This window comes from Jatrophihabitans sp. GAS493, from assembly GCF_900230215.1.
Classification (GTDB): Bacteria; Actinomycetota; Actinomycetes; order Mycobacteriales; family Jatrophihabitantaceae; genus MT45.
The window spans coordinates 4,283,874-4,307,044 of sequence record NZ_LT907982.1 but is presented as its reverse complement, the minus strand read 5'-3'; the positions used below and the strand labels follow the sequence as shown (position 1 = coordinate 4,307,044).

21 protein-coding genes and 1 pseudogene are annotated in these 23,171 nt (G+C 67.5%); 4 read left to right on the top strand and 18 right to left on the bottom strand.

Annotation, left to right across the window (positions count from 1 at the left end; translation table 11 throughout):
• Positions 1-4 precede the first annotated feature (4 nt).
• The 9 genes from CPH63_RS19785 to CPH63_RS22470 form a co-directional block, all read right to left on the bottom strand.
• The gene (locus CPH63_RS19785; protein WP_197704459.1) at positions 5-475 is read right to left on the bottom strand and encodes an SRPBCC family protein; all 471 of its coding nucleotides are present in this window, start codon (positions 473-475) and stop codon (positions 5-7) included.
• An 11-nt stretch (positions 476-486) separates the two neighbouring features.
• Positions 487-825 (bottom strand): helix-turn-helix transcriptional regulator, encoded by a 339-nt coding sequence (locus CPH63_RS19780; protein WP_096304478.1) that lies wholly within the window; start codon positions 823-825, stop codon positions 487-489.
• 60 nt (positions 826-885) lie between these two features.
• Positions 886-1,320, bottom strand: coding sequence for a GNAT family N-acetyltransferase (locus CPH63_RS19775; RefSeq protein WP_096304477.1), 435 nt, complete (start codon positions 1,318-1,320; stop codon positions 886-888).
• 35 nt (positions 1,321-1,355) lie between these two features.
• Positions 1,356-2,294 carry an acetamidase/formamidase family protein gene (locus tag CPH63_RS19770; RefSeq protein ID WP_096304476.1) on the bottom strand — a complete coding sequence of 313 codons (939 nt, stop codon included), beginning with the start codon at positions 2,292-2,294 and terminating at the stop codon, positions 1,356-1,358.
• 9 nt (positions 2,295-2,303) lie between these two features.
• Positions 2,304-4,883 carry a S8 family serine peptidase gene (locus CPH63_RS19765; RefSeq protein WP_096304475.1) on the bottom strand — a complete coding sequence of 860 codons (2,580 nt, stop codon included), beginning with the start codon at positions 4,881-4,883 and terminating at the stop codon, positions 2,304-2,306.
• A complete protein-coding gene (locus tag CPH63_RS19760) occupies positions 4,853-5,704 on the bottom strand; it encodes a protease inhibitor I9 family protein (protein WP_096304474.1) in 852 nt (283 codons plus the stop codon). The genes CPH63_RS19765 and CPH63_RS19760 overlap by 31 nt, the downstream gene beginning before the upstream one ends.
• Positions 5,705-5,917: 213 nt before the next feature.
• Positions 5,918-6,712 (bottom strand): N-acyl homoserine lactonase family protein, encoded by a 795-nt coding sequence (locus CPH63_RS19755; protein WP_096304473.1) that lies wholly within the window; start codon positions 6,710-6,712, stop codon positions 5,918-5,920.
• 57 nt (positions 6,713-6,769) lie between these two features.
• Positions 6,770-7,606 carry an alpha/beta fold hydrolase gene (locus CPH63_RS19750; RefSeq protein WP_157749670.1) on the bottom strand — a complete coding sequence of 279 codons (837 nt, stop codon included), beginning with the start codon at positions 7,604-7,606 and terminating at the stop codon, positions 6,770-6,772.
• A complete protein-coding gene (locus CPH63_RS22470) occupies positions 7,603-8,097 on the bottom strand; it encodes a phage baseplate assembly protein V (protein ID WP_157749669.1) in 495 nt (164 codons plus the stop codon). The genes CPH63_RS19750 and CPH63_RS22470 overlap by 4 nt, the downstream gene beginning before the upstream one ends.
• A gap of 83 nt (positions 8,098-8,180) precedes the next feature.
• Between CPH63_RS22470 and CPH63_RS19745 the strand changes: the two genes are divergently transcribed.
• Positions 8,181-10,115, top strand: a complete 1,935-nt coding sequence (locus tag CPH63_RS19745; RefSeq protein WP_096304471.1) for a primary-amine oxidase — start codon at positions 8,181-8,183, stop codon at positions 10,113-10,115.
• Positions 10,116-10,156: 41 nt separating this feature from the next.
• Here the strand turns inward: CPH63_RS19745 and CPH63_RS19740 are convergent, their stop codons facing one another.
• From CPH63_RS19740 to CPH63_RS19705, 8 genes and pseudogenes are all read right to left on the bottom strand, one after another.
• Positions 10,157-11,662: an MFS transporter gene (locus CPH63_RS19740; protein ID WP_096304470.1), complete on the bottom strand. Its 1,506-nt coding sequence runs from the start codon at positions 11,660-11,662 to the stop codon at positions 10,157-10,159.
• A gap of 63 nt (positions 11,663-11,725) precedes the next feature.
• Positions 11,726-12,376: an FMN-dependent NADH-azoreductase gene (locus CPH63_RS19735; protein ID WP_096304469.1), complete on the bottom strand. Its 651-nt coding sequence runs from the start codon at positions 12,374-12,376 to the stop codon at positions 11,726-11,728.
• Positions 12,377-12,580: 204 nt separating this feature from the next.
• On the bottom strand, positions 12,581-13,618 hold the full coding sequence (locus CPH63_RS19730; RefSeq protein WP_096304468.1) for a TIGR03842 family LLM class F420-dependent oxidoreductase: 1,038 nt from the start codon (positions 13,616-13,618) through the stop codon (positions 12,581-12,583).
• Positions 13,619-13,631: 13 nt separating this feature from the next.
• Positions 13,632-15,068 (bottom strand): dihydropyrimidinase, encoded by a 1,437-nt coding sequence (hydA, locus tag CPH63_RS19725; protein WP_096304467.1) that lies wholly within the window; start codon positions 15,066-15,068, stop codon positions 13,632-13,634.
• A 12-nt stretch (positions 15,069-15,080) separates the two neighbouring features.
• Complete coding sequence (locus tag CPH63_RS19720) at positions 15,081-15,929, bottom strand: nitrilase-related carbon-nitrogen hydrolase (protein WP_096304466.1); 849 nt, start codon at positions 15,927-15,929, stop codon at positions 15,081-15,083.
• A 109-nt stretch (positions 15,930-16,038) separates the two neighbouring features.
• Positions 16,039-16,680 (bottom strand): annotated as a pseudogene (locus tag CPH63_RS19715) (hypothetical protein).
• A gap of 4 nt (positions 16,681-16,684) precedes the next feature.
• Positions 16,685-18,193, bottom strand: coding sequence for an AMP-binding protein (locus CPH63_RS19710; protein WP_096304465.1), 1,509 nt, complete (start codon positions 18,191-18,193; stop codon positions 16,685-16,687).
• Between the two features lie 89 nt (positions 18,194-18,282).
• Complete coding sequence (locus tag CPH63_RS19705; RefSeq protein ID WP_096304464.1) at positions 18,283-20,013, bottom strand: dolichyl-phosphate-mannose--protein mannosyltransferase; 1,731 nt, start codon at positions 20,011-20,013, stop codon at positions 18,283-18,285.
• Positions 20,014-20,132: 119 nt separating this feature from the next.
• Here CPH63_RS19705 and rsmI point away from each other — a divergent pair, with 119 nt between their 5' ends.
• The 3 genes from rsmI to CPH63_RS19690 all read left to right on the top strand — a co-directional run bounded on the left by rsmI (position 20,133) and on the right by CPH63_RS19690 (position 22,443).
• A complete protein-coding gene (gene rsmI, locus CPH63_RS19700) occupies positions 20,133-20,957 on the top strand; it encodes a 16S rRNA (cytidine(1402)-2'-O)-methyltransferase (protein WP_197704766.1) in 825 nt (274 codons plus the stop codon).
• 118 nt (positions 20,958-21,075) lie between these two features.
• Entirely contained in the window at positions 21,076-21,891 is an 816-nt protein-coding gene (locus CPH63_RS19695; RefSeq protein WP_096304462.1) for a biotin--[acetyl-CoA-carboxylase] ligase, read from the top strand.
• A 30-nt stretch (positions 21,892-21,921) separates the two neighbouring features.
• Positions 21,922-22,443 (top strand): PH domain-containing protein, encoded by a 522-nt coding sequence (locus CPH63_RS19690; protein ID WP_096304461.1) that lies wholly within the window; start codon positions 21,922-21,924, stop codon positions 22,441-22,443.
• Between the two features lie 142 nt (positions 22,444-22,585).
• On the opposite strand, the gene CPH63_RS19685 is transcribed toward CPH63_RS19690, so the two are convergent.
• Positions 22,586-23,167: a hypothetical protein gene (locus tag CPH63_RS19685; RefSeq protein ID WP_096304460.1), complete on the bottom strand. Its 582-nt coding sequence runs from the start codon at positions 23,165-23,167 to the stop codon at positions 22,586-22,588.
• Between the last annotated feature and the right edge of the window lie 4 nt (positions 23,168-23,171).

Below are 23,171 nucleotides of genomic sequence, written 5' to 3'. Positions count from 1 at the left end.
CGAGTCAGGACTTGGCCAGGTACGCGCCGAGCTGGTCGAGGATGCCGCGGCTGCCCTCTTCGCGGGTCTCGAAGGTGTCCAGGCCGTCGAAGTGCACGCCCTGCTCGGTGTAGGTGAGTCGGGTGCCGTCGCCGTCCGGTTCGACCGCGATGGTGGTGAGTGACGTGGAGAGATGCTGCCCGTCGATCCACATGTCGTAGGTGAAGACGATTCGATTCAGCTCGACGATGTCGGTGTAGGTCGAGGCGAACTTCGACCTCGGGCCGCCGTGCCACTGGCCCTCTTCGACGGCGTGACCGCCGACCCGGAACTCGTGGGACTTGGCCTTGACATCGAAGGCGTCTCCGCCGCCGAACCACTGGTCACGGGCGTCGTTCTCCGAGAGGGCGGCCCAGACCTTGGCGACCGGGGCCGGATAGTTCCGCTCGATGACGAAGGTCGCGTGGGCCTGGCTGGGGGTGATGGTGTCGCTCACTTCATTCTCCTTTATTTCTCAGGGTTATCGCTTGGATCAAGTAGTTGACCGAGACGGTCCAGTCGCTGTTCGGCCAGCAGGCGCTGCCGCCCCATCCATTCGGCGGCTGGGGTCAATGCCGCCACCGAGAGCTGATAAGTGCGTACCCGCCCGACTTTGCTCGAGGTGACGACCCCGGCCGTCTCCAGCACGCCTAGGTGCTGAACGACGGTGGGCAGTGCCATGTCGAAGGGGCGAGCCAGATCGCTGACCGATGCCGGTCCGCGGGCCAGCCGCTCGACGATCGCCCGCCGGGTCGCGTCGCCGAGAGCCCGGAAGAGCAGATCGAGTTGTGCTTCATACTTAGGCACATGCCTAAGTATTGCCCCAGTCTCGATAGCTGTCAAGACCGGCAGCGGAATACCGGCGAATTACAGCGGAATCTCGTAGACGATGAAGCCGGAGTTATCGGCGACCTGATCGTAGAGCCGGCGGGCCGTGCTGTTCGTCTCCCGGGTTAGCCAGTAGACGCGGCTACATTGGCGAGCGCGGGCCCACTCGGTGACGGCCTCGATCAGGGCCCGCCCGACGCCGCGTCCGCGAATGGTGGGGTCGGTGTAGAGATCCTCCAGGTAACAGACGTCGGGTGCCGTCGTGCTGGCGTGGACGAGGAAGTGGGTGAAGCCGACCAACTTCCCGTCAACCGTCGCACCGTACGCGTGCATGACGCTGTCCTGCTGGAAGAGCGCCCAGGCTCGGTCGTACATCGACGGCTCGTAGCTCTGCTCGTAGAAGACGTTGTAGGCCACGAAGAGTCGCTCCCACTCGGTTCGATCGCCCGGATCGAACTTGGCGATACTCACCATTGCGCTTCGTCTCCGTTCGGGGTCGGGCTGCGAGCCTATCCGGTCCAGCCGGCGATATCGGCCGGAACATGCATGCTCACGACCCAATTCGGCACATCGACGATCTCCGAGATCCGCAGCTCACCGGTGAGGCTCAGCAGCAGGTAAGCCTCGACCGGGGCGAGGCCGGTTCCTTTCACCACCAGATCCACGGCGCGACGGGTGGCGGCCCGCGACGCCTCGAAGAGGTTCGGCGCGATCCCGGTCGTGGCGATCCACGCCGCCGCCGCGGGGGGAGCCGAATGCGCGAACCACGGCGACTGCAGCGTCCGCCCCTGGGCGCCGACCTCCACCCGGACCGTTAGTGTGGCGGCCAGTTCAGCCCCGGTGCCGCAGACCTCGCCGTCACCCTGGACCGCATGCGCGTCGCCGGCCGAGAGCAGGCCGCCGTCGACCTGCGCCGGCAGGTGCAGCACCGTCCCGGCGCCGAGCTGCGCAATGTCCATGTTGCCCCCGGCCTCGGTCGGCACGAGCAGCGGCGAGGTGCCGGCGGCCTTCGGGGCAACGCCGATCGTGCCGATCATCGGCCGCGCCGGCAGTTCCACCCCGATCGGCAGCGACACCACTGAGTCGTGCACCTTCGAGATCCAGAGATGGGGGTCGGGGAAGTCGTCACTGAGCAACCCGAATCCGGGGATGTTCGCCGTCCAGGCCCACTCCCGCGGCTCGATCGCCAGGATGGACACCACGAGGTCGTCACCGGCCAGCAGGCCCTCCACCCGGACGGGCCCGGTGCAGGGGTTGACCCGGCTCATGTCGAAGCGGGCCAGCGCCGACGCATCGTCGGTCTCAACCAGCTGGCCGCCGGAGGAGTCGCCGAGTTCGAGTGTCAGCTCGTCACCCGCCTCGACGACCAGCGCCGGCGGCAGCGAGTTGTCCCAGGCCAAGTGGCGCTGCTGCGACGTCAGGTGAAACGAGCCGGCACCCGAGCCCATGTCGGGTGCCTAGACACCCACCCGGAAGGTGAACGGTACGGAGGCAACCTCATCGGCGTAGCCGGAGGTCCCAACAGCGGCGAAGGGCTGCAGGGTGTCGACGAAGATCGTCCCCCGCTCGATCGACCCGACGGTTGCCGTCGGGTTGAGGTGCAGCGTCACCGTTGCGCTCCCGCCCGCTGGTACCGTCACCGGCGCCGCGGCCGGAGGCGAGGCCGAGACGGTGGCCAGCAGCGGGTCGCCGGTGCTCGAGGTGTAGTCGGCGTAGAACGTCCGGGCCTTGATGGTCGCCTGCATGCTGACGCTACCGGGAGCTGAACCGTCAGCCGGTGCCGGGCCGATCAGCGACGGGAAGGCCGCCCAGAGCGCCGAAGCGATCGGCGAGGCGGTGTGAACCGCCGTCGCCCCGGTGCCGGTGCTCGACTCGATATCCGGGCTGCTCGGTGCGTTCAGGGCGGTCGGGCTATCCAGCGGCATGATGTCGAAGGTGATCGGATCGGTCGCCGAGGCTCCGACGACCAGCTTCGACCCCTCGGTCGGCACCAGCCAGCCCGGCACGCTCTCACTCGGCAGCGGCAGCGCGATGCTCGCGGTGAACGGGTCGGTCGTCGCCGCCTCGGCCGCCACCAACGGATACGTCTGCTCCGACTGCCCACGGGGGTCGAGGAAGTAGGTCTGCGCCTGCGGACCGGTGTTGTGAATGGTGATCGTCTGCGTGGAGCCGTTGTGCTTGCTGATCACCGAGCCGGCGCTGTTGGGCACTCCGGCGGCGTTCACCGGAGTGGTCGAGAGTCTCGCGACACCGGAGTAATCCTCCGGGAGCCTGGTGCCCAGCACTGGGTTCACCAACTCGAGGGTGAGCTGCCAGATGCCGGCGGTCGGGTTGGCCCGGGTGACTTCAATTCCGGTACCGATGACTCCGTCTGGGGTCTCGTTCAGCACGGTGGAGAGTGGCTCGCCCGACGGATCGGAGAGGTGGGCCACCACCTCGTTCGCGGTGGCACCGGGCAGCGTGATCCGGAAGTCCAGACCAGCCGCCCCGCGGGGCACGCTGAAGAAATATGTCTTCGTCTGCCCGGGCGAGTAGTCCCGGCCGTTCGCCGTGGAGAATGTGCCGGTAAACGTGGTGCCTCGACCCGGCTGCAGCGAGAGCACGGTGCGCGTCACGATCGACGCGGTCGTGGTCTGACCGAAGGCGCCGGTGAGCACGATGGATGAGGCCGCCGTGGTGGTTCGCGGTGTGTGGGTGGTGATGGTCAGCGTGCGCGTCTGACCGGCGGCCAGGGTGAAACTGGCCGGGCTCACCCAGCCGCCGCCCGAGGCCGCTTCGTAGGAGGTGGTCGTCAGCGTCGCCGGGCCGGTGTAGCCGGCCGAGGTGGCCGAGGTCCAGATGATGGCCGTCCAGGTGCCGGCCGCCGGTGAGTGCAGTTCGACCCGGCCGAAGTTCCCGGCGCCCTGGGGCAGCGAGTAGCCGCTGAAGGTCCCCTGCGGGTCGAGGAGGCTGAGTCGCACGATCTGCCCGGGGCCGTCCCAGCTGATCGTCGAGGCCAGCCGGTCCACTCCGGGCGCCACCTTGAATGTCGTGGTCACATACGAGCGGGTGACCCCGATCGCGTCGACGAAGGTATGCGTCGGCGCCGAGGCCGAGAGGTTGACCGTCTTCTGCTGGGAGGCGGTCTGGGTGCTCACGTTTCGCAGCACTGCACTGACGCGCTGGGTGCCGGCTCCGTCGTTGGTTACCTTGATCTGCTTGGTGATCGTGCCTTCCGGGCCGGCCACGCCCTTGACCTGGGTCTGGTCGAGGAGCAGGTTCTGCCCGGTGTTCGGTGCCGCACCGAGGCTGGCCGCGAGCTGCACGGCCCGGTAGCTGTTGAGCAGCCCGGCGCCCTGCAGATCGGCCGGAAGACCGAGGTCGTCGGCGCTGCTGTCCAGTACCTGCCGCACCTGCTGCGGCGTCGGCGAGGCGCCTTGGTGGGTCTTACGGTAGGCCTGCACGACCAGTGCCGCCGCGCCGGCGGCGAGCGGAGCCGACTCGCTGGTTCCGCCGAACACCTCCAGGTTGCTCGGGTCGCCCTTGTTGTCGAAGCAGCCGTACTGCTGGTCGCCCGAGGGCAACTGCCGGTCCGAGCAGAGCGACCAGTTCAGGTCACCGGGGGCGGTGAGGTCCTGAACCCGCTGCGTCTGCGAGATGCCGCCGGAGGAGAGCGAGGAGAGCTGGTTGCTGGTGTACTTGCCGTTGCCCAACTGGAAGCCGTACGCGCTCTGCTGGGCGTAGACCTGCTCGGACGTGCTGGCTCCGACGCCGATCACCCAGGGATCGGTGGAGGCGGTGCCGAGGGTGCTGCCGCCGCCCGCGTCGCCGGTGCTGGCCACTACTGTCACTCCGGCGTCCACCGCGTCGTGGTTGAAGGCGCTGATCGGGTCGGTCGCGTTGTCCGGGTACGGGTTCGAGCCGAATGATTCGTTGAGGATATCGACGTGGTCGACGTTCACCGCCCAGTCGATGGCCTGGATGATCGTGGACGTCGGAGCGGTCAGCAGCGCATTCGAGAAGACCTTCAGCGCCACCATCGACGAGCCGGGAGCCATCCCCTCGACGCGGATCGTGCAGCCGGCCGGGAGTGGGTGAGCCGGTTCATGAAGGTCGAGATGTCGTAGGTCTGCCGTCCCTGGGCCGCGATCGAACTGGCGTCGCCGAACGCCTCGCCGCCGGAGGTGGGTGAGGTGGTGCCGTCGCCGGAGAAGTCCTGGTAGTCGGTGATGACGTGCGAGCCGTCGGCCCGGATGAAGTCGGGCTGATCGATGTCGAGGCCGTCGGCGATGAAGCCGACCTTCACGCCTGATCCGTCATACCCCAGCGACCGGGCGGTGGGGGTGTTGGCGTCGTCGGAGGCGGTGTGGGTGAGGGCCAGTGCCTCCGGCTCCAGCAGGGGCTTCGCCGGGTCCGTCGGGCAGATGCTCTGCGACGGGGTGGCGGTGCCGGACGCCGCCTTGACCGCCTTCTCGCCGGCCGAGGAGAGCTTCCACTGCAGATCGGGGACCACCTCAGCCACGGACGGGTCGCTACGCAGCGCGGCGACGGCGCTGCTGGGCAGCGTGGCCGCGACTGCGTTGAGGGTCTTGTAGGACTTGGTCGTCTTGCCGCCGAGTTTGCCGATGCGCTGGCGCAGCGGGGCCTGGTCGGCGCCGACCACTGCGGTCCGCTGACTCATCCCGGCTTTGGTGGCGGGTTTCTCCGAATGCTGATCTCGCAGCAGCACGATGACGTTCTGGCTGCCGGCCTTCTGGGCGCCGCTGGCGGCGTCAGCCGATGGCGCGAAGACCACCGCGACGAGAGCGGCTCCTCCCAACGCAATGGTGGCAATCAGGGCGGTACCGGTCTTCGCGGAGCTGAGTCGCATCTTCGTCATCCCGTTAGTGAGTGATCGAAAGGTTCGGACCAGCCGACTCAAACACTGACGGTCAGTAAGCGCAATAGTCTGCAGCGTGTCGACCGCCGCTTAGTTTCTGTTAGGTGGAATCCACAATTTGCGGAAGATGTCGACGCCGAATACAGGTCATTCCCAATCAGACTGACGCTCAACGGATGGCCACCCTTCGATGACTCAAGCCGGCGAGCGGGCTCAGCGGTGCCCGTCGCGGGGGTGCCAGACCGCTCGCCAGAAGACCGAGTCATGCCCGGGGATGACTCGGGCATCCAATCGATCCCCCTCGTCCATCAGTCGATTCACCGACGCCAGCGCCTTCGGCACGTCCTCGGTCTCGCAGGTCGAGCCGCAGGGAATCCGCTCCAGCAGGTTCTCGCCCAGATCGGCGGCGTCCGCGGCGAGCAACCAGCGCCCCGTCTCGGGCAGGTCGACTCGGAAGGAGTTGTGCCCCGGCGTGTGCCCGGGGGTGGCGACGATATGCACTCCCGGCGCGATCTGCTCGTCGCCGGTGACCGTCTGCCACTTGATCGACGCTGCGGTGTAGTCGCGGCGGTAGAAGGCGACCGCGCGCTCGGTGCCCTGCGCCGCGCGCTGCTGGCCGTAGTCGAGCTCGGCCTGCGCGATCACGATCGGCACCCCGGCCGCCGCCAGCAGCGGCACCCCGCCGGTGTGGTCGAGGTGGAGGTGGCTGACCGCGGCCAGAGTGATGTCGGTGACGCTGAAGCCGAGGCCGGCCAGCGCGACCTCTAGTGGTTCACCGGCCGGCCCGGTGGCGTGCATTCCCTCGCCGTAGATCTCAGTGAGGGCCTCCGGGTCGTTCAGCGCGGCGCCACTGATGCCGGTGTCCAGCAACACCAAACCATCGGCGGTCTCGACGAGTGCCCCGTAGATCGGCGTGGTGATCACGTGCTCACCGCCGCCCAGCACGGAGAGGGACTTGTGGACGAGTTCCTTACCGAACTCCAGCATGAACATCCGATTCGCGAGCATCGCCGAAGCCTATTGGCTGATCGCCTGACAGATATAGGGGAAATCGCGACACGCCGTTCAGCCCGACCGTGGGAGGTACTCCAGGATCTCCCGAACGATCAGCTCGGGCGCATCGGTGAGTGCCAGGTGTCCCTGTTCGGGAAGCGTTCTCAAGTCGCTCCCGCCGACGCTGCGCAGCAGGTCATCGCTGATCTGCCGGGCCCACTGGGGGCTCTGACTTCCGAGAAGTAACCGGGTCGGGACCTGAACCGCGCCGCCCAGGGTCGCGGGGTCGAACCGAAGCAGCGCGGCCGCCTCCCGCGGCATCGTCTTAAGGACTATCTGCTCCCAGTCGGGTTCGGCGTCCGAGCGTCGCATCGCGTCGAGTTGCTCCGGCGTGAGATCGATGATCTGGGTCAGGAAGGTCATCATCGCCCGTCCCGCCTGCCCGTCATCGACGTACTGGGTGATCGCCTCGACCCAGGCGGGCGGGACGGTGGCCGGTCCCGGCGGTTCGTAGAGGAGCAGGCTTCCGATCGCTCTGCGACCGGCACCGGCACCGGCACCGGCCGCTGCGCCGACGGCGCAGGTGGCGCCATAGCTGTGCGCGACCACATCAACCGCCGGTGCCGACTCCTCAACGATCGCGGCGGCGACGGCGGCGATGTCGTCGAACTCCATCTCTATCTGGTACCGGGGGCCGTCGCCGCTCGTGACTCGGCCCCGTCTATCCATCGCGGTCACTCTGAAACACTCGGTCAGCTGCGGCCAGATCGGGCCCCAGGCTCGGGAACTGCTCATGCCTCCGTGTACGAGCAGCAGGGCCGGCCCCGAACCCGCGGTGACGAAGCCGATCGAGGTGCCGTCTGCGCTCACGGCGACGCCCCGCTCGCCGTCCAGGTCCGGGTAGCTCACCAGACGTTCCCGACGCCGGGGGAGTAGACCGGCGAGGTGACGCTGCTGGCGGCGATGAGGGCATCGCACTCGAGCACCCCGTCGAACTTGGCGATCGGGGTGTGCAGGTTCACTGTCGCCGCCGTCACCTCGACCGTGGCTGCGGTGACCGCCACCTTGCCCGCCGAGGTGATCTCGACACTGCCGTTCGCCAGTAGCGACAGGGTGGCGCCACTGGTGGTCAGTAGTACCAGGTCCGACGCCGCGGCGGCCGGCCATCGAACGCCGGTCCAGATCGGGTAGTCGACACGGCCCGCTTCGAATTCGATCCAGATCTCCGCGCCGATCGCGGGCAGGGTCAGCACCCCGTGGGACGGATCGGTGTTGGGGATACACGCTTCGGCCCAGACCCCTGACACCGCGACCAGCGGGCAGTCGATCTGCAGCCGACCCTGGCTCAGCGGATCGAGGTTGTTCGTGACGGTCGCTCGATACTTCCCGTGGTGCGTCATGAGTCCATGGTGCGCCACCGCCCCCGCCGCCGCCCCGCTGCCGGGTCCGCCGCGTTGCCGCCACAGCACCTAGGCTGACGAAGGTGACCGCGCCGCCAGAGCCCCGCCATCCACTAGATCCCCTCGACGAAGGGGAGATCCGGGCCGCCACGGCGCTGCTGCGCCGAGACGGGCGGATCGGCCCCGGGTGGCGGATAGCCTCCGTCGAGCTCCGCGAACCGGCCAAGGAGGTGGTGCGCGCCTTCACCCCGGGCGACGCGATCACCCGCGAGGCCATCGTGGTCTGCTGGAATCGAGCCGATGGGCTTACCTACAAGGCTATTCTCTCGCTGACTGACGAGCAGGTACTGACCTGGACCGCTCATCCCGGTGCCCAGCCGAACGCCACCGTGGACGAGTTCCACGAGGCAGCGCACGCGGTCATCGCCGACCCCGCGGTGCTGGCCAAGCTCGCCGAACGCGGGGTGACCGACCCGTCGCTGGTGCTGGTCGACACCTGGACCTTCGGCGAGCATGTGCTGCCCGAGCAGTATCAGCACCGGCGGATGGGGTGGTCGGATCTCTGGCTGCGCGACCAGCCCGGCGGCAGCGCCTACGCCCACCTGCTCAGTGGCCTGAAGCCGATCCTCGATCTGAACACGATGGAGGTCGTCGAGATCGAGGATCACGGCGGCGCTCCGAACGCCCAGGTGATGGGGGAGTACGAACCGGCCCTGGTGCCGGGGCTGCGGGTCCGCGACGATCTGAAGCCGTTGGAGGTCACCCAGCCCGAAGGCGTCTCCTTCCAGCTCGACGGGTACGGGCTCACCTGGCAGGGATGGAGCCTGCGCATCGGCTTCAATTACCGGGAGGGTCTGGTCCTGCACCAACTGGCCTACGACGACGTTCTGGTCGGGCGCCGCCGCTCGGTGGCCCACCGCCTCTCCATCGCCGAGATGGTGGTGCCCTACCGTGACCCGACGCCGGATCACTTCCGTCGCACGGCCTTCGACGTCGGTGAGTGGGGCCTGGGTTTCATGACCACCTCATTGGAGTTGGGGTGTGACTGTCTCGGCGAGATCCGCTACCTGGACGCGGTGCTGCACGACACCGCCGGTGAGCCCTACACGATCAGCAATGCCATCTGCCTGCACGAAGAGGACAACGCGGTGCTCTGGAAGCACGTCTCCGATAGTGGGGCTGAGGTGCGCCGGATGCGCCGGATGGTCATCTCCGCGCACATGACGGTGGCCAACTACGAGTACCTGGTCTACTGGCGGCTGTACCAGGACGGCAACATCGAGTGTGAGGTGCGGGCCACCGGAATCATGGTGACGACCCCCTTCGAGGGTGACCCGCCGCCGTACGGCACGGTGGTCGACACCAACACCTACGCGCCGATTCACCAGCATTTCATTGTGGCTCGCCTCGACCTGGAGGTGGACGGCCCGCAGAACACGGTCGTGGCGACCGAGACGGTGCAGCTGCCGGTCGGGCCCGAGAACCCGCACGGTCTGGGCCTGACCGTTCGCTCGACGCCACTGCGAACGGAGTCCGAAGGCATCCAGGACGTCGACTGGGCCACCCAGCGAGCCTGGAAGGTGATCAACCCAAACGTCACCAACCACGTCGGGGCGCCGGTCGCCTACAAGCTGGTGCCGGGGACGGCGATCCCCCCGATGTTCGACCCTTCGTCACCGATCTTTCGGCGTTCTCAGGTGATCGGGCACACCCTGTGGGTGACGCCGTTCGACCGGGACGAGCGCTGGCCCAGCGGCGAGTTCGTCAATCAGAGTGGGGCGGATGTCGGCCTGCCCGTCTGGACGGCCGCGAATCGGTCGATCGAGAACACCGACGTGGTGCTCTGGTACGTCGGCGGCATCCACCACATCCCGCGCGTCGAGGACTGGCCGGTGATGCCGGCCGACGTCATCTCCTTCTGGCTCAAACCCTTCGGTTTCTTCGACCGAAACCCGACCTTGGACGTTGCCCCGACCGTGATGGCGTGTGGCTGCCCGCCCGGGCACTGCAGCTGCTGAGCGTTCGAGCGTGCACGAGGTGGGGTGCCTACCCTGCACGGTCAGGCTGGAGTGCGGTGCCGGGGCAGCCAGCGCAGCGCCAGCAGTCCGGCGAAGCCCATGATCCCGGCCATTACGTAGAGGACGGTCCGGGTTGCTTCGGCGAAGTCGAGCTGGATGAAGGGCGGGATACTCTTCACCGATCCGCCGCCGTTGAGCTGGGAGATCTGGGTCGCCGTGCTGTGCGCCCGGCCGGACGGGACGCCCTGGGCGATGAGCGACGTCGCCACCTGGGCCTGGAACACGCTCACCTGGATCGTGCCGAGGATGGCCAGTCCCAGGCTTGCCCCGTAGTTGCGCACCGTCTGCGTTATCCCGGTCGCCTCGCCGTAGGAGGTGCTCGGCGCCTGGTTGAGGGCATCGGTGTTGGACTGTCCGAGCATCAGCCCCATCCCGGCGCCGGCCAGCACGATGCACCAGATCTGCTGCCCCATCTGCAGCGTCGTCACCCGCCCGGCCCAGAGCACGAGTCCGACACAGGCCAACGCGCAGCCGAGGACGATCGGCCGCCTCGCGCCGCGTCGGTCGAGCATCCGTCCGCCGATCTGAGCGGCGACGACGAAGCCGATGAAGAAGTACAGCAGAGTCAGGCTCGCTTTCGATGCCTCGAAGCGCAGGGCGATCTGGGAGTATTCGCTGGCGAAGAAGAAGATCGGGACGAAGACCATCATCGCGACGGCCAGGATCACGTTCTGGGCCAGGAAGATCCGATCGCGGAAGATGGTCACGTCCATGAGGGGTGAGGTCGTGTGCCGCTCGACCCGCACGAAGATGACGAGCAGCACCACCCCGGCCAGGATGCAGAGCGCGGTAAGCGGGTTGCTCCAGCCCCACTGCGCAGCCTGCTGGAAGCCGAAGACGCTCAGCGCGACCCCGGGGACGATGAGGGCCAGGCCCCGATAGTCCATCGGAGCAGGGCGGCGTTCGTTCGCCGGCTTGGCGATCACAACCAGGACCAGCGCGATGATCGCCACCGGGATGTTGACCCAGAAGATCGCCCGCCAGGTCCAGAGGGTCAGGTAGCCGCCGAGCGCCGGACCGACTGCGGTGAGGCCTCCGGCGATCCCGAAGAAGAGGGCCAGCGCCTTGCCGCGCTCCTTGAGTTCATAGGCGTTGATGACGATCGCCAGCGCGGCCGGATACATCAGGGCACCGCCGAAACCCTGGACCGCGCGGAACGTCACCAGCCAGGACTCGGCCAGACCGCCGGTCGGGGTCAGCCCGCAGAGCGCCGAGGCGGCGGTGAAGACGACGATCCCGAAGGTGACCATCCGGCGATGCCCCATCGTGTCGGCCAGCCGTCCGCCGTAGGCGAAGAACGCGGCCAGGGCGAGCAGGTAGGCGTTGATGGCCCACTGGATGCCGGTGCTGGTCAGCCCCAGTTCGCTCTGGATGCTCGGCGCGGCAACCGAGACGATGGTCTGGTCGATGAAGGTCATCGCGACCGCGAAGATCATCGCGGTGAGTGCCAGCCCTCGACTGGTACCAACCGACTCACGAGTAGACATCGAGTTGTCCCCTATCGATTGGGTTCCGGCGACCATTATCTGCCACGGCCAGCGGGCGCTTTACTAGACGCTCGCGGCGAGTGGCGGGAGCCAGCTGTCGCCGGCGGCCAGCGTGCGGGCGGCCTCCAGAGCTGCGGCGAGGTTGCCGGGGCGGGTCGGTGGCATGTCCATGCCCTCGGCCGTTATGAAGGTGAGGTCAGTGATCCCAATGAGCCCGAAGATCGCCCGCAGATAGGGTTCCTGGAAATCGAAGGCGTTCAGATGCCCGCCGGGCGAGTAGTCACCGCCGCGTGAGGTTATGCAGAGCATCTTCTTGCCCAGTACAAGGGGCACCAGCTGGCCGACATCGTCGTATCGGAATGCATAGCCCGGCTGCACAATGCAGTCGATGTAGTACTTCAGCGCGTACGGAATGCCGAGGTTCCACATCGGCACGGAAATCAGGTAGGCGTCGGCCGAGAGGAAATGCTGGATCAGCGCCTCGATTTGGCGCCATGACTCGAGATGCGCGCGGTCGATCGGCTGCCCGACCATGAGCGTGTACTTGACTTCGATGTTGTCTCCGGCCACCGCTGGGAGCTCCTGGTTGTACAGGTCTATGACCTCCACCTCTACGTCACCGCGTTCCTGCAGGCCCTCCAGAAAGGCGTCGGCGACCTGGACCGAGGTGGACTTCTCGCCGCGCGGCGACGCGACGATATGCAGCAGCTTCATGTGAGCTCCGGTTCGAAAGGGGCGATAAGGCGAATGGCCGCTTATGGCGTGCATTGAACCAGACTCCGGTTAACGCGAAACTGCGCACTACGAGAAATTTGCCGCGATAGGCACGCCGATCCGCTATTGCCACCATTCAGTTAGTAATCGATTACCGCCCGCATTCGAATATCGCCAAAGGGCGACCCGGTCCGCGCCATTCACCTATATGGCGCCGGTGGCCAGAGCGGAGTGCTTCAGTGCCGGGATGATCGTCTCGCCGTAGGCCTCCAGGGTCGCCGCCTTGGCGTCGTGCTGCAGGTAGACGGCGAACTGGTCGGCGCCGAGTGCCTCCAGTTCACGCATCCGCTGGATGTGGACCTCCGGCGGTCCGAGGACGCAGAAACGGTCGACGATCTCGTCCGGGACGAACTGGGTGTGCGTGTTGCCGGCTCGCCCGTGCTCGTTGTAGTCGTAGCCCTCTCGGCCGGCGATGTAGGCGGTCAGAGCCTCGGGCACGTCGCCGGACTCGCCGTATTTTGCGACGATATCGGCGACGTGATTGCCGACCATCCCGCCGAACCAGCGGCACTGCTCGCGGGCGTGCGCCAGTTCTGCTTCGGAGTCGCCGGCCGTGACGTAGGCCGGCGCGGCGACGCAGAACTTCACCGACAGCGGATCACGACCGGCCCGCTCGGCCGAGGCCCGTACCCGGGCGATCATCCACGCCGCGATGTCGGTGTCACCGAGTTGCAGGATGAAGCCGTCACCGATCTCACCGGCCAGGTCCAGGGCCATCGGCCCGTAGGCGGCGACCCAGACGTCCAGCCGGGACGCGCTACCCCAGGGGAAGCGAATGGTGGTGCCGCCGATCTCGGCCGTCCGCCCGTTGGCCAGTTCGCGGATGACGTGCACCGCCTCGCGCAGTGTCTTCAGGTTCGACGGCTTGCCGTTGAGGGTGCGTACCGCCGAGTCGCCCCGCCCGATGCCGCAGATGGTGCGGTTGCCGTACATGTCATTGAGGGTGGCGTAGGTGGAGGCGGTCACCGTCCAGTCCCGGGTGGCCGGATTGGTGACCATCGGGCCGACCAGAACCTTCCGGGTTTCATTGAGGATCTGGCTGTAGATGACGTACGGCTCCTGCCAGAGCAGGTGCGAGTCGAAGGTCCAGACGTGGGTGAACCCCTCGTTCTCGGCCTGCCGGGCCAGGTCGACGACCTTGGAGGCGGGTGGATTGCACTGCAGAACTACCCCGAAGTCCATCTGTGAAATCCCTTCAGATCAGGTTCTGAGACAGGCCACGCCTGATGAACTGCCCATGGCCGGCCCGTCCGTGGAAGGTGCCCTCGGAGATCACCACCGAGCCGCGCGAGAGCACCGTGTCGACGTGCCCGTCGATCTCGAATCCCTCGTAGGCCGAGTAGTCCATGTTCATGTGGTGGGTCTTCCCGACGCCGATGCTGGTGTGCCCGTTCGGGTCGTAGATCACCACGTCGGCGTCGGCGCCGGGGGAGATGATGCCCTTGCGTGGATACATGCCGAACATGCGGGCCGGGGTCGTGCAGCAGACGTCCACCCAGCGCTCCAGCGAGATCTCGCCCGACTTGACGCCCTGGAACATGAGATCCATCCGGTGCTCGACTGAGCCGATGCCGTTGGGGATCTTGGCGAAGTTGCCGATCCCCATGTCCTTCTGCCCCTTCATGCAGAACGGGCAGTGGTCGGTGCTGACCGTCGTCACGTCTCCGGTGCGGATGTAGCGCCAGAGCTCGTCCTGATGCCCCTCGGCCCGTGACCGCAGCGGTGTCGAGCAGACCCATTTCGCCCCTTCGAAGGCCCCCCACTCGCTGCCCTGCGCGCCCAACTGCTCCTCCAGCGAGAGGTAGAGGTACTGCGGGCAGGTCTCGGCGAAGACGTTCTGGCCACGGCCGCGGGCGGTGGCGATCTGCTCCAGCGCCTGCTTGGCCGATACGTGCACGACGTAGAGCGGTGCGCCGGTGACGTTGGCCAGCATGATCGCGCGGTGCGTCGCCTCCTCCTCGAGCTGCCAGGCCCGGGATGTGCCGTGAAAATAAGGGGCGGTGTCGCCCCGGGCCAGGGCCTGGGCGACCAGCACATCGATGGCGATGCCGTTCTCGGCGTGCATCATCAGCAGCGAGCCGGTCTCGGCCGCCGTCTGCATGGCTCGCAGGATCTGCCCGTCGGTGGAGTAGAAGACGCCGGGGTAAGCCATGAAGAGCTTGAAGCTGGTGACGCCCTCGTCGATGAGTTCGGTCATCGCCTTGAGCGCGTCTTCGTCGACCCCGCCGATGATCTGGTGGAAGCCGTAGTCGATGGCACACTCCCCGGCCGCCTTGCCGTGCCAGGCGGCGAGCGTGTCCTGCAGTCGCTCGCCGGGCGTCTGGACGACGAAGTCGACGATCGAGGTGGTTCCGCCCCAGGCCGCGGCCGCCGTGCCGGTGGCGAAGGTGTCCGATGCTTCGGTGCCGCCGAAGGGCATCTGCATGTGGGTGTGGCCGTCGACGCCGCCGGGGATCACGTACCTGCCGGTGGCGTCGATGGTGGCGTCGGCGCTTGCTTTGAGATCGCCGCCGAGCGTGGTCGAGCCGGGCTGCAGAACCGCCACGATCGTCTCACCGTCGATGAGGACGTCCAGTGGCTGGGAGCCGGTGCTGGAGACGACCGTGCCGCCGTGGATGAACGTTGTCGTCATGGGGTCGTCCTCCTACGGGGCGGTGATCTTCTGGTAGCTCTCGGGACGGCGGTCGCGATAGAACTGCCAGTCCTGCCGCACCTGGGTGATCTCGTCGAGGTCGAGGTCGCGGATCACGAGTTCCTCCTTGTCCTGCGAGGCGACGTCGCCGACGTAGTTGCCCCGCGGATCGACGAAGTAGGAGGAACCATAGAAATGCGGGGCGTCGGGGCCGAACTCGTCGATCTCCTGGCCGATGCGGTTGTTGGCGGCGATGAAGTACTGGTTGGCCACCGCGGCCGCCGGCTGTTCGAGTTCCCACAGCCGGTTGGAGAGGCCCGGCTTGGTGGCCGATGGGTTGAAGACGATCTGGGCGTTGTTCAGCCCGAGTTCGCGCCAACCCTCCGGAAAGTGCCGGTCGTAGCAGATGTAGACGCCGACCCGCCCGACCGCCGTATGGAACACCGGATACCCCAGGTTGCCGGGGCGGAAGTAGAACTTCTCCCAGAATGCCGGGAGATTGGGGATGTGGTGCTTGCGGTACTTGCCCAGCAGCGTCCCGTCGGCATCGATGACCGCGGCGGTGTTGTAGTACTCGCCTTCGTTCTCGACCTCATAGATCGGCAACACGATCACCAGGTGCAGTTCGGCGGCCAGGGCCTGGAACCGCTCGACCGTGGGGCCGGGTATCGATTCGACGTAGCGGTAGTACTTGGGGTCCTGGGTGGCCCCGAAGTAGGGGCCGTAGAACAGTTCCTGGAACCCGATGATGCCGGCGCCCTGGCGGCTCGCCTCGCGGGCGAGCTCCTCGTGACGATCGATCATGGACTGCTTCTCACCCGTCCAGGCGACCTGGGTGATCGCTGCGCGTACCACTGTCATCGAGCCAACCTCCTGATACGAGAACCTGTGATCTAAGCGTGTGAATGTGATCGTTGACGTTGCCTGGGATCGGTGAATATTTCAGCTATGTCAACAATTGCGTTCTCAGCTAGTTGAAGATGCGACTCCAGTCGCTCTTCATGCTTACCACCGTCCAGCCGCGTTCGGTGGCCCGATTCATCGCTTCCTCGGCCCCGTCGGGGTACGCGAACTCCCGGTCGGCGTCGTCGTGATCGACGAGCAGTCGCAGCCCGGCCCGGTCGTGGGAACGGGCGAAGCGAAGCATCTGCACGTCACCGTTGGAGTTCAGATAGGGGCGTCTCAACACCGGATGCGTCGAGGTGGCCAGCCAGTTGCCCACCTCGGCGGTGAAGTCGTCGATGCTCATGCCGACGAAGGCCGACTCCACCGCCCCCATCAGCAGCTTGAGGTCGGCGTCGTCGCCCCGGTAGTGCTTGACCATCGCCGCGCCCAGCCAATGCAGGTCATGCGCGACCGCGGCCTGGTAGGGCTGACGCTGGGCCAGCGTCGGGTCGGCCTTGGCCTGTTCGGCCATCCGGGCCTAGGTGAAGTCGAGCTGGATCGGGATCGGCTTCTCGGTCCAGAGCGTGCCGTGGTTGTCGAAGACGGCCACCCGCTCCGGCTCCGGCACGAAGGTGTCGCCGGTGGTGGTGATGTCGGCGATGAATGTCACGATCGCCTGGCGCGTCGGGGTATCCAGCCAGGATGCGAGTAACTGCTCCTGCGCCACCGGGTCAGCCGCCGTACTGCTGGCGCAGCTTGAACTTCTGAAGCTTGCCGGTGGCCGTCCTGGGTAGTTCGGTGACGAAGTCGACGCGCTTCGGGCACTTGAAGCCGGCCAGCGAGGCACGGCAATGCGCGATGACCTCCTCGGCGCTGACGTCACTGCCGTCGGTGATCACCAGGGCCGTCACCAGTTCGCCCCAGCGCTCGTCCGGCAGGCCGACGACGGCCACCTCGCGGACCGCCGGATGCGAATTCAGGACATCTTCGACCTCGATCGAGGAGACGTTCTCACCGCCGGTGATGATCACGTCCTTCTTGCGGTCAGAGATCACCAGGTACGAATCCTCGTCGATGTATCCGCCGTCGCCGGTGTGGAACCAGTTGCCGGCCAGCGCCTCGGCCGTCGCCTCGGGCTGCTCCCAGTAGCCGTCCAGGTTGTGGTTGGACTGTGCGAGCACCTCACCCTCGTCGTCGACCTTGACCCGCACCCCCAGAGCCGGCGCTCCGGCCCGCACCAGCCGGCGGGCCCGGCCGTGGGCGTCGAGATCGTCGAACTCGGCCCGCTGGCGGTTGATGGTGAGTAGCGGCGCCGTCTCGGTGAGGCCGTAGATCTGGATGAACTCCCAGCCGAGATCGCTGAGGACGCGTTCGATGGTGCGGGTCGGCGGTGGGGCGCCGGCGACCACGATCCGCACCCGGTCCCGTCCGGGGATCGGGCCGTCCCAGCTGCCGGCGGCGTCCAGCGCCGCGTTGACGACGGCCGGTGCCGCGCACATCAGCGTTACCCCATGCGTCTCGACCCGGCGCAGGATCTCGGCACCGTCTACCTGCCTAAGCACGATGTGCTGACCACCGACGCCGGTCACGCCGTAGGGCATGCCCCAACCGTTGCAGTGGAACATCGGCAGCGTGTGCAGCAGCACGTCTCGGTCGCTGATGCCGGTGTGCAGCCCGAAGACCGTCGCGTTGAGCCAGAGGTTACGGTGGGTCAACTGGACGCCCTTGGGACGGGCGGTGGTGCCGGAGGTGTAGTTGATGGTGGCGGTGGCACCCTCATCCGGGGTGGCCCAATCCTGCGGCTGCGCGTCGAAGTCGTAGAGGTCGTCGTCTTCGCCGAGGACGAATTTGTGGGTGACGTCGAGGGAGTCCAGCACGTCCTTGAGGGCCGGATCGGCGTAGACGACGTCGGCTCCGCTGTGCTCGACGATGTAGCGGATCTCGGCCGGCGCGAGACGGAAGTTGATCGGCACCAGGATTCGACCCCAGCCGCAGACGCCGAAGAATGAGGTGAAGAGCCGGGCCGAGTTCTGCGAGATGACCGCGACCCGGCCACCGACCGGTACGCCCAGACGATCCAGCTGGGCCGCCTGGGCGCGGGCTCGGCGGGCCACTTCGCGGTAAGTGAGGGCCCCGAGGCTGGCCGCGGGCTGGTCAGGCTCGTCGATGAGGCCGATGCGGTCGGGGTAGACCAGTTCGGCGCGGTCTATGAAGTCGCGGACGGTGAGTGGGAAGAACACGGCGCGGACGTCCTTTCGCGGTACCTGTGCAGCTGATTACACCCGAGTGAGCTGGGTAACACCATAGTTCCGGGGTGCCTGCTGCGTCGTCAGATCCAGCTGGGGAGCCACATGTGGGCCTGCCAGACGTTGGTCGGCATCGGCGCCCCACGGAAGAGCGGCCACATCCAGAGGAAGTCCACGATGACCACGGCCAGGTAGAAGGTCAGGGCCAGCGAACCCCAGAAGCGCCGCCGGTCCTCGGCGAAGAGGTAGGCCCGTTCCCGGAGCGCGGCGAAGGACCGCCCGGTCTCGCGCAGCGAGGGGAGTTCCGCCCCGGCCGGCCCGAGCAGGGCCCCGAGGGCCAGCGTCAGTCCCAGCACCAGGAACGGGATGAGCGGGGCCATGTAGAAGATGAACATGGTCCGCTTCGGGTCCTGGAACCAGACCAACCAGCCGGCGGCGAACATCACCAGCACGACTCCGGCCCGCCAGTCACGGGTGGTCACGTAGTGCCAGATGACCCAGATGAGGGCCGGCGTGAAGGCCCACCAGAGCAGCGGCGTTCCGATCAGCAGCAGCTCGGACGAGCAGTGCGTGGCCCCGCAGGACGTCCCGTTGCCGTCGTAGTAGAAGTCGACCGGGCGCCCCAGCACCAGCCAGCCCCACGGCTTCGAGCTGAACGGATGCGGCGAGTAGAGGCCTTCGTGGAAGGTGTACGCGTGGTAGTGGTAGTCGCCCAGCGAGCGGATCGCGTTGGGCAGGAACCCCCAGTTGAACGGGATACGCACCCCCAGCGGCAGGCGCAGCGTCGCCGACGGCGAATGCGTGTCGGCCCAGTGCCGGTTCCAGCCGTTGTTGCCGGCGATCCACCCGGTCCAGACCAGCACATACGTCCCCAGCGGCACCAGGAAGAGCGAGCCGATCGCGTAGAGCCAGCTGCGACGCACCGCCCAGCGCCACGACGAGCGCACCCCGGCCGCCCGCAGGGCGTACCGGTCCCAGACCAGGCTCAGGAGCAGCATCGCGACGTAGAAGGAGAGGGCTGACCACTTGACTCCGCCGGCCAGCCCGAGCATGACCCCGGCGACCAGCCGCCAGGGACGCGGCCCGAGGCGGGGGATCCCGTCGCGCAGCGGCACCCCGGCCTCGACCAGCGAGGCCAGCCGGGCCCGCATCCGCTCCCGGTCGTAGAGCAGCGCGCCGAAGGCCGCGATGAGGAACGGCTGCAGGAAGATGTCGAGCAGCGCGGTGCGGGAGAGGACGATCGAGAGCCCCTCCAGGGCCAGCAGCAGCCCGGCCACCGCGCCGAAGAAGTTGGAGCGGAACATCCGCCGGGCGACCCGGGTGAGGAGGATGACGGCGATGGTTCCGGCGATCGCCGGGGCCAGCCGCCAGCCGACCTCCGCGCTCCACCCCATCCGCTCGGCGAACGCGGTGCTGAGGCCGATGAGCCACTTCCCGAGCGGTGGATGCACCACGAACATGTAGCCACGGTTGTCCTCGTAGCCGAAGCGGATCAGCTCCCTCCCCTCGGTGGCGTAGTAGACCTCGTCGAAGACCTTCCCGCGCGGGTGGCCGACGTTCCAGACCCGGATCACGAAGGCGAGCAGGCCGATACCGGTGGCGAGGAAGATGCCGTGCCAGGGGTGCGGGTCATGCCAGGGCTGTAGCGACGGAGCCACTGGCTCGACCGGCGGCAGCTCCAGCGCAACGGGCCCGGATTCGGCGTCGGCAGCGTCGGCAGCAGGGTCTGCCGCGGGGTCGGTAGCGGATACGGCGGCCGACTCGGCGATGGGGGTGGTGTCGTCCCGGATGGGGTCCTCCACTGTCGCCGTCACGCTGTCGATCGTAGGGTCTAGCCGTGGGCAACCCCGGGAGCGGCTCTGACCAGGGCACCGATCCGGGCACCGAGCCGGTTGCCGCAGCCTCCGGTTCGACCCCCCGAACCGGTCGGGTACTGCTCGCGGCGACGCCGCTCGGCAACCCGGGTGACGCCTCGGCCCGGCTGATCGCGGCGCTCGCGCAGGCCCCGATCATCGCGGCCGAGGACACGCGCCGGCTGCGACGTCTCTGCGCCGATCTCCAGGTCACCCCGTCCGGACGGATCGTCTCCTTCTTCGAAGCGAACGAGACGTCCCGGGTGCCGCAGCTGGTCGACGCGCTGGTCGACGGCAGCGACGTGCTGGTCGTCACCGACGCGGGCATGCCCTCGGTCTCCGACCCGGGATATCGGCTGGTGGTGGCCGCGGTCGCGGCCGGCCTACCGATCACCGTGCTCCCGGGGCCGTCGGCGGTGACCACGGCACTCGCGCTCTCCGGTCTCGCTGTGGACCGGTTCTGCTTCGAGGGTTTTCTGCCGCGCAAGCAGGGGGAGCGGCGCCGGGCGCTGGAGTTGCTGGTGGCCGAACCGCGCACCATGGTCCTCTTCGAGGCGCCGCATCGGCTGGCTGAGCTGCTGAGCGACATGGTCGATCTGTTCGGCGCCGACCGTCCGGCTGCCTGCTGCCGTGAGCTCACCAAGACCTACGAGGAGGTGCGCCGCGGAACCTTGGCGGAACTGCTGCAGTGGGCAACGGGGGAGGTTCGTGGCGAGATCACCCTGGTCGTGGCCGGCGCGTCCCCGGTGACGGCGGAACTCACGCCGCAGCAGCTGGCCGACGAGGTCGCGCTGCGAGAGAGCGCCGGGCAGCCCCGTAAGGAGGCGATCGCCGAGGTGGCCAAGGAGCGTGGTGTGGCCAAGCGGCTCGTCTTCGACGCGGTGGTGGCCGCGAAGCGCACCTAACCCTCGCTTTGTCCTTGGAAGTTGCGCCTCCGGGGCGGATATCGGGACTTCGACGGACAGAGCGGCACCTGCCGAGGCGGGGACAACTGGCCGGACGGTGGCTGGCTAGGCTAGCGGTATGAGCCTGCCCGAGCGGCCACCACTGGACCCTGACCGCCTGCACGCGACGGACGCGATCGCCGCTCCGTGGCACGAGATCCGGGTCGTGGCCGAGTCGCCCTCCACCAACACCGACCTCATCACCGTCGCCGACAGCGCCCCCTCGGGTGCCGTCCTGGTCGCCGAACATCAGACGGCCGGCCTCGGGCGGCTCGGACGGCAGTGGGAATCGCCGGCCCGCTCCAGTCTCACCGTGTCGGTGCTGCTGCGTCCCGCGGTGGACCTCGCCCGCTGGGGATGGCTCGCCCTGCTGGCCGGCGTCGCCCTCCGCGAGGCGGTGGCCGAACTCGACGTCGCGGCCGCGCTCAAGTGGCCCAACGACCTGCTGATCGGCCCGGACGAGCAGAAGGCGGCCGGCATCCTGGCCCAGGTCAGCGGCACGGCAGTGGTCATCGGAATCGGCGTGAACGTGACGAACACCCGAGAAGAGTTACCGATTCCGGCCGCGACGTCCCTGGAGCTCAGCGGTGCGGCGAAGCTGGACCGCACTGAATTGCTCCTGAGCCTGCTCGCCAAGCTGGGCACCCGGTACCTCGACTGGGAGGCCGCCGGCGGCGACGCCCAGCGCAGCGGACTGGCCGACGAGTACCGCGCGCACTGCAGCACCCTCGGCCGCGCGGTCACCGTCGAGCACGCGGGTGGCGGCGCCCATGAAGGGACGGCGACCGGCATCGACGCCGACGGGCGACTGCTGCTGCGCACGAAGGGCAACGACGAGTTGGCGATCGGCGCGGGCGATGTGCACCATCTGCGAGCGATCGGCGATAGCCTGTGAGGAAATCGGCCAGAGAAGGGCATTAGTTAGATGGGGTATCCGGAGAAACTGCTAGCCGAGGACGAGACGGTCGTCGAGCATCTGCATCCGCACTGGATCACCCTCGTCCCAGCGACGGCGTGGTTCCTGGTCATCTGTGTCTTCGTCGGCATCGGTCTGGGCAACCTCCCGGACGGCGCCACCCACAACGCGGTGATGATCATCATCATCGTGGTCGCGCTCGGCCTCTTCGGCTACCTGGTGCTGCGGCCGCTCATCACCTGGCGCTCCTCGCACTACGTCTTCACCACGCACCGGGTGTTGATCCGCCGCGGAATCGCCCGGCACACCGGCCGTGACATCTCGCTGCAGCGCATCAGCGATGTCTCCTTCACCCAGTCGCTGCTGGATCGCATCGTGCGGGCCGGCTCCGTCACCATCGAGTCGGCCGGCGAGCACGGCCAGGAGACGCTGCACAACCTGCCGAACTCCTCGCAGCAGCAGCAGTTGCTGAACCAGCTCATCGAGCGTGACAGCGACCGACGCAACGGACGGATCAACCCGCAAGCCTGAGCGGTGACCGTCGATACACAGAGTATGTGGAGGTAGCTCCGACCCGACCCCTCCGCCGAGTCGGAACTACCTCATCCATACGGCTGGTGCTCGGGCGAACGCCTGAATCCGCCGAACTACCAACCGCAGGCTCTAGATCCAGCTATTTGCTGGAGGGTGACGTCGGCGCCGCGGAGACGCCGGGGAAGAGATCCACGTTGCAGACCGAGCGGGCCTGCGAGCCGATCGCCGCGGTGGCCGCGGAGACCGCGTTCTGCTCGCTCTGTGACTGCTTGGGCAGTGCCGCCCCGGAGGCCTTGGAGGCCGAGACCAGCAGCGCGGTGAGGGCATCACCGAAGGTGTTCCAGGAGGCGTGCAGTTCGGTCGGGGAGAGGGCCGTCAGCTCAGCGATCCAGGCCTTGGTCGACGTTGCGATCCCCGGGTCGGTTGAGGCCGCTCCGGAGAAGACGGACTTGCCCGAGGAGAGTGTGTCGGAGAGGACCGAGCAGTAGGTCTTGCTGTCCGGCTTCAACGCCGCCGCCGCGGCGGTCGGGTTGGAGATGTCGATCTTGCTGCCAGCGGAACCCGCAGCGTCAGACCACCATCGGGTGGGGATCACCGGCTTGTTGCTGGAGGTGGCTCCGCCGGCCGGCGTGACTTTGGCCGCGGAGGTGCAGCCGGCGACGCTCACAACGGCCACTCCGGCCGCGGCCAGGGTGGCGAAGGTACGGGTGAATGAGGACATGATT

Bases quoted from the DNA above. Each gene is read 5' to 3' on its own strand.
- CPH63_RS19765 (WP_096304475.1), bottom strand. From the start codon at position 4,883: ATGGCTCCCGGCTCGTCGATGGTGGCGCTGAAGGTCTTCTCGAATGCG.
- CPH63_RS19775 (WP_096304477.1), bottom strand. From the start codon at position 1,320: ATGGTGAGTATCGCCAAGTTCGATCCGGGCGATCGAACCGAGTGGGAG.
- CPH63_RS19740 (WP_096304470.1), bottom strand. From the start codon at position 11,662: ATGTCTACTCGTGAGTCGGTTGGTACCAGTCGAGGGCTGGCACTCACC.
- CPH63_RS22470 (WP_157749669.1), bottom strand. From the start codon at position 8,097: ATGACGCACCACGGGAAGTATCGAGCGACCGTCACGAACAACCTCGAT.
- CPH63_RS19770 (WP_096304476.1), bottom strand. From the start codon at position 2,294: ATGGGCTCGGGTGCCGGCTCGTTTCACCTGACGTCGCAGCAGCGCCAC.
- CPH63_RS19685 (WP_096304460.1), bottom strand. From the start codon at position 23,167: ATGTCCTCATTCACCCGTACCTTCGCCACCCTGGCCGCGGCCGGAGTG.
- CPH63_RS19690 (WP_096304461.1), top strand. From the start codon at position 21,922: ATGGGGTATCCGGAGAAACTGCTAGCCGAGGACGAGACGGTCGTCGAG.
- CPH63_RS19695 (WP_096304462.1), top strand. From the start codon at position 21,076: ATGAGCCTGCCCGAGCGGCCACCACTGGACCCTGACCGCCTGCACGCG.
- hydA (WP_096304467.1), bottom strand. From the start codon at position 15,068: ATGACGACAACGTTCATCCACGGCGGCACGGTCGTCTCCAGCACCGGC.
- CPH63_RS19720 (WP_096304466.1), bottom strand. From the start codon at position 15,929: ATGACAGTGGTACGCGCAGCGATCACCCAGGTCGCCTGGACGGGTGAG.
- CPH63_RS19730 (WP_096304468.1), bottom strand. From the start codon at position 13,618: ATGGACTTCGGGGTAGTTCTGCAGTGCAATCCACCCGCCTCCAAGGTC.
- CPH63_RS19760 (WP_096304474.1), bottom strand. From the start codon at position 5,704: ATGACGAAGATGCGACTCAGCTCCGCGAAGACCGGTACCGCCCTGATT.
- CPH63_RS19755 (WP_096304473.1), bottom strand. From the start codon at position 6,712: ATGCTCGCGAATCGGATGTTCATGCTGGAGTTCGGTAAGGAACTCGTC.
- CPH63_RS19735 (WP_096304469.1), bottom strand. From the start codon at position 12,376: ATGAAGCTGCTGCATATCGTCGCGTCGCCGCGCGGCGAGAAGTCCACC.